This is a genomic window from Anabaena sp. CCY 9402-a, from assembly GCF_963920945.1.
Taxonomy (GTDB): Bacteria; Cyanobacteriota; Cyanobacteriia; order Cyanobacteriales; family Nostocaceae; genus Trichormus; species Trichormus minutissimus.
On sequence record NZ_CAWUDL010000003.1, the window covers coordinates 62097 to 75359 of the forward strand.

Genomic DNA, 13263 nt, shown 5'->3' on the forward strand with positions numbered 1-13263 from the left:
TGCTGATGTGTTGGCAGGAATTAGGCAAAAGACTGAGAAAAATCTGTGCTGGATATTAAGCAAATACGGGAAAACCCCCAACTAATTCAGGAACGGTTGAATAGTCGTAGTGGTAAATACGACATAGAACCGATATTACAGTTAGATAGGCAGCAACGAGACATAGAAGTTACTCGTAGCCAACTGCAAGCTCGAAGTAATGAAATTGGTAAACTCGTTGGGCAGAAGATTAAATCTGGCGTGAGTCCTCAAGACCCAGAAATTCAAGCACTACGGGATGAGGGTAATAGTGTTAAAGCCCAATTGAGCGAACTAGAACCTAAAGAAAAGGAACTCAAAGCAGAAATTGAGCAACTTATCCTCGCAATTCCTAATGTACCCAGTGATTTTACACCCCTAGGTAAAAGTGAGGAAGATAACTTAGAAGTTCGCCGTTGGGGTGATGAGTACATACCTCAGAATCCCAATATTCTACCGCATTGGGAAATTGGCGAAAAGCTAGGTATTCTCAATGTCGAGCGAGCTGTGAAAGTTGCTCAAAGTCGCTTTGTCAACCTTATCGGTGCTGGTGCAGCATTGGAGAGGGCATTAATTAACTTGATGCTGACGATGCAAACCCAAGCTGGGTATGTAGAAGTTAGTCCACCGCTTTTGGTAAATAGTGAGTCTTTGACGGCGACAGGCCAGTTACCTAAGTTTGCGGAAGAAAGCTTTAAATGTGCTGATGATGACTTATGGCTGATTCCGACGGCAGAAGTACCCGTTACAAACCTTTATCGGGGAGAAATTCTAGGGGCAGAAAGTTTGCCTATATACCATTGTGCTTATACTCCTTGCTTTCGTAGAGAGGCGGGTAGCTATGGGCGTGATATGCGGGGGTTAATTCGCTTACATCAATTCAATAAAGTGGAGTTGGTGAAATTTGTACATCCCAGTACCTCTTTTGATGAGTTAGAAAAATTGGTAGGAAATGCAGAAGCGATTTTACAGGCTTTAAAGTTACCTTACCGCGTGATCAATTTATGTAGTGGAGATTTGGGTTTCTCTTCCACTAAAACCTATGATTTAGAAGTTTGGCTACCTTCTTCTGGTAAGTACAGAGAGATTTCTAGTTGTTCCAATTTTGTAGACTTCCAGGCGCGAAGGGGGGATATTCGCTTCAAAGAAGCCGGCAAGAAGGGGACTCAGTTTGTCCATACCCTCAACGGTTCAGGCTTGGCTGTGGGGCGCACAATGGCAGCTATTTTGGAAAATTATCAACAACCCGATGGGACAGTGTTGATACCGGAAGTATTGCAACCTTTCTTGGGAAGAGAAGTGTTGTAATTAAGTCAAAGGGTAAACCAGTAGAGGCGTTTTAGGTAGCGTCTCTACACTGTCGTATGATTTTGTAGAAATCATCTTAGTAGGGGATAACAAATAAAGGATAAGGATTGACAAATTAATGATTCCAATTAATGAAGCTCAACAGCAGTTACAGGATTTAATTGATTCAGTGAATCAGTCCCATCAACCTATTGTGATTGCAGGGAAGAGTAGCAATGCCGTTTTGTTGTCGGAAGCCGACTGGGTATCTGTACAGGAAACCCTCTACCTTCTCTCAGTTCCAGGAATGCGGGAATCAATTCAGGCAGGACTTGCAACACCGATTGAGGAGTGCAGTCGGGAATTAGAGTGGTGAGTTGGGATTTAGTTTACACTAAACAAGCTCAGAAAGATTCTAAGAAACTAGCTGCTAGCAATTTACGAGATAAGGCGCAAAAATTACTCGATATTATTCAAATCAATCCATTTGAGAATCCGCCACCTTATGAAAAGTTAGTGGGAGATTTAGAAGGTGCATACTCCCGACAAATTAACATTCAGCATCGTTTGGTGTATGAAGTTATTGAATCCGAAAATACGGTAAAAGTCTTGCGGATGTGGACGCATTATGAGTAGTAGGATACCTCAGTTACGTTCAATTGGCTTAATCCCAATGTAAGCGATCGCCCAAACTATAATTTAAGAAAGCACAAAGGTTAATAAAACCCTGATTGCCATGTTAAAAAGTTACGAAGCGATTTATGAAAATGGTCAAGTAAAATGGGTATCGGAACAACCCCAAGTTAATACCGCTCGTGTCATTGTTACCTTTATAGAAGAAACCTTACCATCGAAAAAACAACGCACTCCCCCGGCATCTATTGCTGGCAAAGGTAAAACATTGGGGGATATTGTTTAGTTCAATTATGAGAGCATTAGAAATAATCGTCACAATTACCCAGGATGGTAAGTTGCTAGTTAATTCTCCTATAGACCTACCTGTGGGTGAATATAATGCTGTCCTTGTACTAGAAGATCAACCCATCAGTAGTAGTATTCAAACTTCTGTCCAAGAAGCTCAGGCTCTTTTGAGAAAATATATTCCTGCTAGTAGAAGGCTTTCTCAAGAGTTAATTGAGGAGCGAAGATTGGAGAGCTTGAGTGAGTGAAGTTGTTGTAGATGCTTCTGCTGTTTTAGCGTTGCTTAATCAAGAAACTGGTAGCGAAGAAATTTTGCAGTTGATTGACAATGCAGCAATTAGTAGTGTCAACCTATCGGAAGTTATAGCAAAGTTAGCAGAAGCAGGAATCCCTGAAGAAGAGATTAGGCAAATTCTATTGAATCTAAATCTTGAGGTAATTCTTTTTAATGAAGAACAAGCTCTGAGGGCTGGTATGATGCGTCCGGCTACTAAATCTATCGGACTTTCATTTGGAGATCGTGCTTGTTTGGCTTTAGGTGTTATTCTCAACCAGCCTGTGATCACCACTGATCGTTTGTGGAGTAACCTTAATATTGGAATTGAAATTCGAGTAGTGCGTTAGTGCGTAGGCGTAACATCATTATAGACATCGCTAGGCTGAATCCAAGCATCATCTCACCCTGAGAGATAGGTTGAGTCTGTGCGTCCGTTCCCTAACTACTACAATAAAAATATATATCCAAATATTTTGACTAATTTGCTCTATGTCAGTTTTAGCAGCGATCGCAGTCTTGGCTGTATTAATTTTGGTACATGAGTTGGGACATTTTATTGCAGCCCGTTCTCAAGGTATTCATGTCAACCGCTTTTCTTTGGGGTTTGGCCCAGTTCTTTGGAAGTACCAAGGATCTGAAACCGAGTATGCTATCCGCGCTTTTCCTTTGGGTGGCTTTGTTGGGTTTCCTGATGATGACCCCGATAGCGATATTCCGCCCAATGACCCGAATTTGCTGCGTAATCGGCCAGTTTTAGATCGAGCGATCGTCATTAGTGCAGGGGTAATCGCCAATTTAATTTTTGCCTATATGTTACTGGTAGGCCAAGTTAGCTTCATTGGTATCGGCCAAGCTAGTCAACCAGGGGTATTAATTCAACAGCTAGCACCAGATGTCAGTAATGTAGCCACTAAAGCCGGACTACAAGCAGGAGATGTGATTCTTGCAGCTAATCAACAACAATTTGGCACTTCCCTCCAAGGAATCGATAGTTTAAGAGACATCATTAAAAGTAGTCCCAATCAGTCGATTCAACTAGAAATAGCCCGTGGTGACAAAACGCTGTCTGTAAATGTTATCCCTGAAGCCAAGCCTAATGGTGGCAGTATTGGGGTGGGACTTGCACCTAATGGTAAAGTTGAACGCCGTGCAATTACTAATCCCGGAAAGGCTTTAAGTATCGGTGCTACTGAATTTCAGCGCATCGTCACTATGACTTTTAAAGGCTTTGGACAGCTAATTACTAACTTTGGTGAAACAGCCAGTCAAGTCTCCGGCCCCATTAAAATTGTCGAAATTGGAGCTAACATTGCCCAAAACGATACAGGTAGTTTGTTCTTCTTTGGGGCTTTAATTAGCATCAACTTGGCAGTCATTAATATTTTACCCCTCCCGGCTTTGGACGGAGGACAATTAGCATTTTTGCTGATCGAAGGTTTGCGCGGTAAACCCTTACCTAATCGGATTCAAGATGGTGTGATGCAAACTGGTTTAATGCTACTCTTGGGTCTGGGAATTTTTCTGATTGTTAAAGAAACTACCCAGTTGGAGTGGGTACAAAAATTGTTCCAGTGAGTACAAACCGCAAATCCCTATCTAAAAAGCAAAAAGCTCTAGAAATTCTGACTCGCTTGAAGCGGTTGTATCCAGATGCCACTTGCTCCTTAACTTATTCAACCCCTGTGCAGCTGCTGGTGGCTACGATTCTTTCGGCTCAATGTACAGATGAGCGAGTTAATCAAGTCACCCCAGCTTTATTTAGTCGGTTTCCTGATGCCGCGAGTTTAGCAAATGCTGACTTAGCGGAGTTAGAAAACTTGGTACGTTCCACTGGGTTTTATCGCAATAAGTCCAAAAATATCCAAGGGGCTTGTCGGATGATTGTGAACGAGTTTGACTCTGTAGTTCCCGATCAAATGGAACATCTGTTAAAGTTGCCTGGGGTAGCACGTAAGACTGCCAATGTGGTTTTAGCCCATGCCTATGGGATTAATGCGGGGGTGACAGTAGATACTCATGTTAAACGTCTCAGCCAACGCTTGGGTTTAACGAAGTATCCAGATCCCATCCACATTGAAAAAGATTTGATGAAGTTATTACCGCAGCCAGATTGGGAAAATTGGTCAATTCGCCTGATTTATCATGGTCGCGCTGTGTGTAAAGCCCGTTCTCCTGTTTGTCTAGCTTGCGAACTAGCTGATTTATGCCCTGCGGTGATGGTAGGAGGTAGGGGAGCAGGGGGATTAGAGGAGCAGGGGGAGCAGGGGGAGCAGGGGGAGCAGGGGGAGTAGAGGAGAAAAACTAATGACTCAAGACTCAGCACGGGCTAAACGCCCCGCTACCGCTAACAGCACTCAAGACTCAGCACTCAAGACTCAGGACTCAGCACTCAGGACTCAGGACTCAGAACTCAGAACTCAGCACTCAGCACTCTCTAGATAAATAGTCAAAAAGAGAGACGATCAGCGTGTACTAAATGTAGAATGGAAAATGCTGTCTTTACGTTGGTAAGATAATTTATGGCAAAGAAAAGTATGATTGAGCGCGAGAAAAAACGCGCTAAGTTGGTGGAAAAGTATGCTGCCAAGCGTGAAGCTCTTTTAGAAGAGTTCAGAACAACAGAGTCTCCCTTAGATAAACTAGCAATTCACCGCCAAATCCAACAGCTACCCCGCAATAGTGCGCCTACTCGTCAGCGTAACCGTTGCTGGTTAACTGGTCGTCCTAGAGGTGTTTACCGTGATTTTGGGCTGTCTCGGAACGTGCTACGGGAATGGGCGCACGAAGGCCTATTACCTGGAGTAGTTAAGTCTAGTTGGTAGTTATTTAGTCAATAGTCATTAGTCAATAGTCCAGACATGAGCTTTTGACTTTGGACTTTTGACTGTAGACTTTCTTTTATTGTCCGCAACAACGGTCGATACCCAGACTTTCTAAGAGTAGATCGCTGACAGCGTTAGCGATCGCAAACTCTCCATAAAAGCTTTTGGAAAAATCAAACGCCTGCATCTCTGTGACAATGGCAATCACTAGAGAACCAAGGTCATTTTCCCCTTCCATTCTTTGACGCAAAAAAATCTGTGCAGCGCGTTGAGCAATCTTTTGATTAACTGCTTCTGGAATAAATTCTGTATCCAGCCACCGCAGCAAACGTTCTTGTAACCATTCACCTTCGAGGTGGGGATTGTCTGAGGGTGGTAGGGTGATAGGTGGTATTGGTTGTGTCATCGTTCTTAAACGCACAGTATGGGGCATTGGGTATGGGGCATAGGGCGTAGGGCATTGGGGTAAAATTTCCTCCCCTGCTTCTCTGCTTTCTGCCTTGTTTTTTTATGTTTATTTTTAGTTTTATCTATGCAATATGATCTTGCCGCTATTATACAAGGCTATGCTCAAGGCTATTTTCTCATGGCTGATGACGATACTGGACTGGGATGGTACAAAAGTCGCGATCGCACTTTGATTCCTTTAGATGATAAATTTCGCTACCCCAAGTCTTTGCAGCGTGTCTTAAATCAAGAACGGTTTACTGTGGCGATTAACCGTGATTTTCACTCTGTAGTCGCCGGTTGCTCTAACCGAGAAACCACCTGGATTTCCGCAGAATTAGCAGAGATTTACTTATTACTGCACGAAGCTGGCTTTGCTTATAGTTTTGAAACTTGGCAAGGTGACAAACTCGCTGGGGGTATTTTAGGCATTGTCATTGGTGGTGCTTTCATTGGCGAATCGATGTTTTACCTGATTCCCGAAGGTTCTAAAGTAGGGATGGTCAAGTTAGTCGAAAGATTACGCCAAAGACAATTTGTTCTGTTTGATGCTCAAATGATGAACCCCCATTTGGAAAGGTTTGGTGCTTATTGCATCAATGATGAAGACTATCAAATTCTACTGCAAAAAGCATTGTTGAATCCTTGCACTCTGCTCTGAGGGTGTAAGCAATACGGTTCGGATCAGATAATTTGCCAAAATAATCACGTCTATCAGAGACTTTGCAGTGCAACGTCTCTACCTACTAATGACTATTCACCTCTTCTTTAAAAAAAATTTTGTGAAGTTAACAAATTTGCCCTGGTAAATACCGCAATCAGGAGTTACACTTGGGAGCATCTTAGTTAGGCAGGTATATTGAGATGTAAAAAATTCCCGAAACCTCGTTATTTTCTCAGTAAAATTCCCTAAGAAGTGAAGTAAAAAATTTCTGAATAACAAAGAAAAATAATTATCATAAAAGCAAAGCAAAGAACGTTGACTATAAATTGTTAAATAACCTTTAAAGTGATAATCTCCTGTGTGAGTGTGTGGGGTGTTTAAGCATATGGTTTCATCAATAACTCGAACTCAAAGCAACATTCGAGTGATTTCTGCTTCTGAAGTTGAAAAGTTAGGTAAGGGATTTGAGCAGAATAATGCACTGAATTTACTATCTTTGCCTGCAAATCCCCTGTTTGGTACAGATGGGATTCGTGGCAAAGTCGGAGAATTGCTAAGTGCGCCGTTGGCATTGCAAGTCGGTTTCTGGACTGGTGTAGTTCTACGTGACCATGTTGATCGGGATGGACCGATCATTTTGGGACAGGATTCCCGCAACTCTAGTGATATGTTGGCGATGGCATTGAGTGCAGGGTTAACAGCCGCAGGAATAGAAGTTTGGTATTTAGGATTATGTCCTACTCCTTGCGTCGCTTATCTGACTAGCATCAGTGCAGCCATAGGTGGGGTGATGATTTCTGCTAGCCATAATCCACCAGAAGATAATGGGATTAAGATTTTTGGGGCAGAAGGTACTAAGTTATCACTAGCGTTACAGAAAAAAATTGAAGATGGATTGCGTGGTAGTACCTCAGTTACAGGCGAGGGGAATCATTGCGGACGGCATTACTCACGTCTGGAATTAATTAAAAATTATGGCGAAGCTTTACAAAAACCCTTAGAAAATGCTGGCAATCTTCAGGGAATGAAGATTGTTTTAGATTTAGCGTGGGGTGCATCTGTGGGGTTAGCACCTGCTGTGTTTCAAGAAATGGGGGCAGAGGTCATTTGCTTGCATAATGAAGCCGATGGCGATCGCATTAATGTTAACTGCGGTTCTACCCATTTAGACATTCTCCAAGCTACCGTTCAAGAACATAACGCTGACTTAGGGTTCGCCTTTGATGGCGATGCCGATCGCGTTTTGGCTGTAGATCATACTGGCAGATCAGTCAATGGTGATTACATTCTCTATCTTTGGGGACAAAATCTCAAGCAACAGCAACAATTACCAGATAACTTGATTGTATCTACAGTCATGGCTAACTTGGGCTTTGAGAGGGCTTGGCAACAACAAGGTGGGCAATTAATTCGCACAGCAGTAGGTGATCAATACGTGCAAGCCGAAATGCTGAAAACGGGAGGGATGTTAGGTGGTGAACAATCTGGTCATATCCTTTGCCGACACTATGGTTTGACTGGGGATGGGTTACTAACAGCCTTACACATAGCTGCTTTGGTGAAACAGGCTGGTGTTTCTTTAGCGGAATTGGTAGACCAAAGTTTTGATACCTATCCCCAATTGTTGCGGAATGTGCGCGTGACAGATCGCGATCGCCGTTTGAATTGGCAAGATTGCGAACCTGTGCAGAAAGCGATCGCCTCTGCGGAAGCGGCAATGGGCAATTCTGGCAGAATCTTAGTCCGGGCTTCTGGTACAGAACCAGTGATTAGAGTCATGGTAGAAGCGGCTAGCGCAGAACTAGCTAACTACTGGACAGATGAACTAGTAACACAAGTACAGCAACACCTTGCCATCTAAGTTTCTGTGATTCCACCAATCTTGGTTGTTGCCCCATTTCTCAGCAACATTTCTATTGCGGAGAAATGGGATAATTAGCCAGGATGATTTGCGTATAGCAGGATACATGAGAAGACTTCTTCATATATATCTCAGCGACGGGACATTAATTGTTACTATGTTATTATTTACGCGTTAACTATTGCGGTACTTATAAAAGGTAACAATATGCTTGTTTTTGTTATCCCACTTAAAGGTCGAGAATTTTCAAAATCATGGGAGCGTGTTACACATTTATTTGAAAGATGTATTAAATCAGTTTGTCATCAAACTTCGCCAGATTTCCGGGTAATTGTGGTTTGCAACGAGCAACCAGAAATAGAATTTCATCACCCTAACATAACATACTTGACAGTTGATTTTTCAGACCATAAAGAGTCCCTTTATATCAATCGTGGACGCACAGATAAAGGAAGAAAAATCCTGCAAGGATTAGTATATGCCCAACAATTTGCTCCTACTCATACTATGGCATTAGATGCCGATGATTGTATCAGCAGAAAGTTAGCAGAGTTTGTCAAAAACAATCCTCACAGTAATGGATGGTTTATCAATCAAGGTTATAAATATCAAGAAGGTAGTGACTATATATATAGTAAAAGAAATAACTTTTATAGAATGTGTGGTAGTTGTAATATTTTGCGATATGATTTAAATTTTTTACCAGAACACCCAGAATATAACCGTGGATATGGCTATTATAAATATTATCTAGATCATGCCAAAGTTAAAGATATTTTGACAGACAAAGCCCAACCTATTAGCCCATTACCATTTCCCGGTGCAATTTATATATTAGAAACAGGAGAAAATCTTTACTATGATCGCACAAAGCTAACTTTCAACATTTTTAATCGTAAAAAGATTACGCAATCGATGAGAGAGGAATTTGGATTATATAACTTACCGTAATCTGAATTTATTAGGTCAAAAATATACTTTTTCTAAGGCTGATAGGCTAAAACGCACCTATGCCAAAATTAAAATCCAAGTCATCACGTGCTAAAAAATCAACACAGCAACCACAGAAAGAAACGCCAACCCTGAGCCTAAAAGACAGGTTAGCCAAAAAGCGGAAAGAGACTCAAGCGCGGAAAGAACTAATTAGTTTACTGACTACCGTTTCTTTCGTCAGCTTATTTGTTGGTATCTTGCTGTTTTTAACTGTAGGAATTAAGGCAGCAGTTCCCACTGTTTTGGGAATTATTGTGATGTCTATATCTTACAAATATCCAAGGTTAGCTCTTTTTGCCTTTCTTGTTTACGTACCTTTTGGGGGTACAATCACTTACTACATTGGGAACAGTCCTATCTTACAACTTGCTAAGGACTCGTTCTATTTGCCTGCTTTAATCGCAATTTGGCAAACTTGTCGTAAGCAGAAACTACCTCTAATTCTGCCCTCTGCTATCAGAACTCCACTATTTATTTTATTTGGCTTGTGTATGTTGACGTTGCTGTTTATCAATGGTGGACAGCAACTAAACCCACCTAGTGTGGGGCCATTCCAAGGAGCTACTAGCGAAATACCTATAGGTATGGGTATTTTGGGACTAAAAGTATTTTTAGGGTATGTCCCTTTGATTGGTTGCGCTTACTACTTAATTCGTGACAAACAGGATTTTCTCTTCTTATCTCGCCTCCAGGTAAGCGCGATCCTCATATGTGGAGCATTAGGTATTATTCAATACGGACTATTGTATACAGGGATCTGTGAAGGTACTAGAAATGCTTCAGGTGCTGACCTATTCAAAGCCACCCTGGACGCACGTTGTTATTTTGGTGGTTCTCTAGTTTATAGTCCTAGCCAAGGAATTATTCGCTTACCGGGAACATTTGTTGCTCCTTGGCAATGGGCATGGTTCTTAATTTCTAGTACCTTTTTAGCCTTTGCTGCGGCTTTCTCTGACCCCTCTTTCATTTGGCGTGCAATCAGTTTAGGTTCATTGGCAACGGTATTTATTAATGCCGTTGTTTCGGGGCAGAGAATTGCACTAGCTTTAGTACCAACGTGCTTTATGTTGTTGCTAATACTCACAGGTCAAATTGCCAACCTCAAACGCTTTATTCCCATTGGTATAGGCTTGGCTGCCATCTTAGGAATTGCAATGGTCACTAACCCTGCTGTAGTTCAAGAAAGGGTTGATAGTTTATCTGGTCGTTGGGACGCTTCACCACCAGAGGAATTTATCGTCCAACAATTTGAAGAGAACTGGAAAACTGTAGAGACTCCCATAGGCAGTGGTTTGGGAAGGGCTACTAACTCGGCTCGCAGTTTAGGTGGAACTAAGTTGGTGGAAACCTACTATCCCAAAGTGCTGTATGAAGTTGGCATTGTGGGATTATTGGGTTTTGTCGCCTTAGTGACTACCCTGACGGTTACAGCCTTTAAAACGTATCGTTCGATAAAAAACCGTAGTTTCCGTACTTACGCAGCTGCTATATGGGTGTTTATATTGTTTATCAGTTACAACACTTACTACTATCCTTTAGATGTCGATCCAGTAGCTGTATATTACTGGTTTTTTGCTGGAGTTCTTTTCAAATTACCAATACTGGATAAACAAGAAAGGAAAAATGAAGCACTTGAAGAAAAAGGAAAAAGTGTTTGATGTTGAAAAAATAGTCTGACCTGTTTGTGCGGATATATGACCAGAAAAAAACTTAAATTTTGATAGCTTCATTTATCATCAAAAATATGAATAATCAGCCTTTAATCACTGTAATTATTCCTACATACTGTAGAGAAGAAGCATTAAGAGATAGCGTTGCAGATGTTTTAAATCAAGATTATCCAAATTTTGAGGTTTTGGTAGTAGACCAGTCACCAACACACCAACCAGAAGTGCAAAATTATTTGGAAGAACTAGCAGCAGCAGAAAAAATTAAATGGTTTAAACTGAACTGGGCAAGTTTACCGGGTGCGCGGAACTATGGTGTCAGACGGGCATCTGGGGAAATAATTATTTTTATTGATGATGATGTCAAGTTAACCTCCAACTATATCTCATCTCATGCCAAAAACTATCTACAAAACCCAGAAATAGGGGCGGTGGCTGGACGGGTATTTGACAGAATGAAATTAGGTGATTCTGGGGGAGAATTTGAGATTGAATATCTACCCCCAGAGGCGATGGACGCGGGAATAGCTTGGTATCACATTGACTTAGTACACACCATTAAGCCCCAACAAGTTCTGACAGCCAGGGGTTGCAATATGTCCTTCCGCCGGGAAATTTTCACTAAATACGGACTGCACTTTGATGAGAGGTTTCGCGGTAGTGCAGTGCGGGAAGAATCAGATTTTTGTCTGAGGTTACGGCAGACAGGGTATAAGATTTGGTATGACCCAGAAGCTAATTTAGTCCATCTGGGGGAAGAAACAGGAGGCTGTCATGATATTAGTATGCGATCGCTCAAATATCAAATGACCTTCTATCACAATCATTTTTTGATGGGGCTGAAAAACCTTACTGCTAGCCAATCTTTACGTTTATACGCCCGTTTATTTGATTGTCACGTCCTTGGTCGTCCCCCTTGTCATAAGAGTGGCTCACCTATAAAAATTGCTACTCGTGGTGTATTCTATATCTTGGGTTTCTTCAAAGCTTTGGGAACTGTCATTCAATCTAATTGGGATGATGGGCAAATTTACAGTCGTCTTGATCAAGAGTCAACCCCTACGGGGAATTAAAAATTAAAAATTAAAAATTAAAACCCCCATAAATGAAGATTTTAGTTGCCAGTCATACCTATATCGTAGACCTCAATTGTGAAAAACTTCGGGCTTTATCTCAACTGCAACCTGGTATTGAGGTGACAGTTGTAGTTCCTAAAGTTTGGAAACCTGGTGGTGTACAAAATAAAACTATTGCCACCCAATATAGAGATGAAGGTGCATTTAGAATAGTTCCGGTTTCTAATTTTAGTCAAAACCATCAAGGTCTACTTACCTTCGGTGCTGATTTAATATCTTTATTGCGACAGTTCCGCCCCCAAATTATCCAAGTAGAACAAGGTTCTAGGAGTCTGGCTTATACTCAGATGATTGTCTTAAATCAGTTATTAGGACTGGAGGCAAAAAATATCTTTTTTACTTGGTGGAATTTACCTTACGAATTAAAACTACCAGTTGCTTTATTAGAAAAATATAACCTTAACCACAGCCACGGTATCATCTCTGGTAATCAGGATGGGGCTGAAGTTTTACAACAAAGGGGTTATCAAGGTGCAATTAAAGTCATGCCGCAATTGGGTGTAGATGAAAATCTTTTTACTCCTCAAGCACAACCAGAACTAGCTGCTAAATTGGGTATCACACCCAAAGATTTCATTGTGGGCTTCGTAGGGCGTTTTGTTCCAGAAAAAGGTTTATTAACACTCTTAAAATCATTAATTACTTTAAAAAATAAACATTGGAAACTACTACTATTGGGACGAGGTGTTTTAAAAGAAGAATTAGTCAAAATAATTACAGAAAATAATATTCAAGATAGGGTGATTTTCGTAGAGAGTGTGCCTCATGATGAAGTCCCCAACTACATTAATTTAATGAGTACCTTAGTCTTGCCTTCAGAAACTACATACAAATTTAAAACTCTCACTTCTGTTGGTTGGAAAGAACAGTTTGGTCATGTACTAATTGAGGCTATGGCTTGTAAAGTACCTGTGGTTGGTTCTGATTCGGGGGAAATACCTTATGTAATTGGTGACGCTGGTTTGGTATTTCCTGAAGGTGATGCTCAAGCTTTAGCTAATTGTTTATTACAGCTTATGGAAAAACCAGATTTGGCTCATAATTTGGCTGAAATTGGTTATCAGAAAGCAATGGATAAATATACGAATAAAGCTTTAGCCAAGCAACAATTTGAGTTTTATCAGGAGTTAGTCAATAGTCATTAGAATTATAATCAATAAAAATTAAATA

The 13263-nt window shown here is 41.2% G+C and carries 17 protein-coding genes; 16 read left to right on the forward strand and 1 reads right to left on the reverse strand.

Annotated features, from left to right (window positions below; all coding sequences use genetic code 11):
* Positions 1 to 45 precede the first annotated feature (45 nt).
* The 10 genes from serS to rpsN all read left to right on the forward strand — a co-directional run bounded on the left by serS (position 46) and on the right by rpsN (position 5325).
* Positions 46 to 1326, forward strand: a complete 1281-nt coding sequence (gene serS, locus ACM0OR_RS02155; RefSeq protein WP_414574815.1) for a serine--tRNA ligase — start codon at positions 46 to 48, stop codon at positions 1324 to 1326.
* A 118-nt stretch (positions 1327 to 1444) separates the two neighbouring features.
* Positions 1445 to 1681 carry a type II toxin-antitoxin system Phd/YefM family antitoxin gene (locus ACM0OR_RS02160; RefSeq protein ID WP_323265349.1) on the forward strand — a complete coding sequence of 79 codons (237 nt, stop codon included), beginning with the start codon at positions 1445 to 1447 and terminating at the stop codon, positions 1679 to 1681.
* Complete coding sequence (locus ACM0OR_RS02165; RefSeq protein WP_414574816.1) at positions 1678 to 1941, forward strand: Txe/YoeB family addiction module toxin; 264 nt, start codon at positions 1678 to 1680, stop codon at positions 1939 to 1941. The genes ACM0OR_RS02160 and ACM0OR_RS02165 overlap by 4 nt, the downstream gene beginning before the upstream one ends.
* Positions 1942 to 2041: 100 nt before the next feature.
* Positions 2042 to 2224 (forward strand): hypothetical protein, encoded by a 183-nt coding sequence (locus ACM0OR_RS02170; protein ID WP_323265347.1) that lies wholly within the window; start codon positions 2042 to 2044, stop codon positions 2222 to 2224.
* 7 nt (positions 2225 to 2231) lie between these two features.
* Positions 2232 to 2474: a hypothetical protein gene (locus ACM0OR_RS02175; protein WP_414574817.1), complete on the forward strand. Its 243-nt coding sequence runs from the start codon at positions 2232 to 2234 to the stop codon at positions 2472 to 2474.
* Positions 2467 to 2850, forward strand: coding sequence for a type II toxin-antitoxin system VapC family toxin (locus tag ACM0OR_RS02180; protein ID WP_323265345.1), 384 nt, complete (start codon positions 2467 to 2469; stop codon positions 2848 to 2850). Before ACM0OR_RS02175 ends, ACM0OR_RS02180 begins: the two co-directional genes overlap by 8 nt.
* 142 nt (positions 2851 to 2992) lie before the next feature.
* Positions 2993 to 4078, forward strand: coding sequence for an RIP metalloprotease RseP (gene rseP / locus ACM0OR_RS02185; RefSeq protein ID WP_414574818.1), 1086 nt, complete (start codon positions 2993 to 2995; stop codon positions 4076 to 4078).
* A complete protein-coding gene (gene nth, locus ACM0OR_RS02190) occupies positions 4075 to 4794 on the forward strand; it encodes an endonuclease III (RefSeq protein ID WP_414574873.1) in 720 nt (239 codons plus the stop codon). The genes rseP and nth overlap by 4 nt, the downstream gene beginning before the upstream one ends.
* Before the next feature lie 13 nt (positions 4795 to 4807).
* The gene (locus tag ACM0OR_RS02195; RefSeq protein WP_414574819.1) at positions 4808 to 4945 is read left to right on the forward strand and encodes a hypothetical protein; all 138 of its coding nucleotides are present in this window, start codon (positions 4808 to 4810) and stop codon (positions 4943 to 4945) included.
* 77 nt (positions 4946 to 5022) lie between these two features.
* Positions 5023 to 5325, forward strand: coding sequence for a 30S ribosomal protein S14 (rpsN, locus tag ACM0OR_RS02200; RefSeq protein WP_190702869.1), 303 nt, complete (start codon positions 5023 to 5025; stop codon positions 5323 to 5325).
* Between the two features lie 76 nt (positions 5326 to 5401).
* Here the strand turns inward: rpsN and ACM0OR_RS02205 are convergent, their stop codons facing one another.
* Positions 5402 to 5731 carry a hypothetical protein gene (locus ACM0OR_RS02205; protein WP_190702872.1) on the reverse strand — a complete coding sequence of 110 codons (330 nt, stop codon included), beginning with the start codon at positions 5729 to 5731 and terminating at the stop codon, positions 5402 to 5404.
* Between the two features lie 126 nt (positions 5732 to 5857).
* Between ACM0OR_RS02205 and aat the strand changes: the two genes are divergently transcribed.
* From aat to hpsO, 6 genes are all read left to right on the forward strand, one after another.
* Positions 5858 to 6433 (forward strand): leucyl/phenylalanyl-tRNA--protein transferase, encoded by a 576-nt coding sequence (gene aat / locus ACM0OR_RS02210; protein WP_323265342.1) that lies wholly within the window; start codon positions 5858 to 5860, stop codon positions 6431 to 6433.
* A gap of 388 nt (positions 6434 to 6821) precedes the next feature.
* The gene (glmM, locus tag ACM0OR_RS02215) at positions 6822 to 8297 is read left to right on the forward strand and encodes a phosphoglucosamine mutase (RefSeq protein ID WP_323265341.1); all 1476 of its coding nucleotides are present in this window, start codon (positions 6822 to 6824) and stop codon (positions 8295 to 8297) included.
* A 207-nt stretch (positions 8298 to 8504) separates the two neighbouring features.
* Complete coding sequence (locus tag ACM0OR_RS02220; protein ID WP_414574820.1) at positions 8505 to 9248, forward strand: glycosyltransferase family A protein; 744 nt, start codon at positions 8505 to 8507, stop codon at positions 9246 to 9248.
* A 59-nt stretch (positions 9249 to 9307) separates the two neighbouring features.
* Positions 9308 to 10948 carry a hormogonium polysaccharide biosynthesis protein HpsL gene (gene hpsL, locus ACM0OR_RS02225; protein ID WP_414574821.1) on the forward strand — a complete coding sequence of 547 codons (1641 nt, stop codon included), beginning with the start codon at positions 9308 to 9310 and terminating at the stop codon, positions 10946 to 10948.
* Positions 10949 to 11034: 86 nt separating this feature from the next.
* On the forward strand, positions 11035 to 12030 hold the full coding sequence (gene hpsN, locus ACM0OR_RS02230; protein ID WP_323265338.1) for a hormogonium polysaccharide biosynthesis glycosyltransferase HpsN: 996 nt from the start codon (positions 11035 to 11037) through the stop codon (positions 12028 to 12030).
* Between the two features lie 32 nt (positions 12031 to 12062).
* Positions 12063 to 13238 carry a hormogonium polysaccharide biosynthesis glycosyltransferase HpsO gene (hpsO, locus tag ACM0OR_RS02235; protein ID WP_414574822.1) on the forward strand — a complete coding sequence of 392 codons (1176 nt, stop codon included), beginning with the start codon at positions 12063 to 12065 and terminating at the stop codon, positions 13236 to 13238.
* Positions 13239 to 13263: the final 25 nt, after the last annotated feature.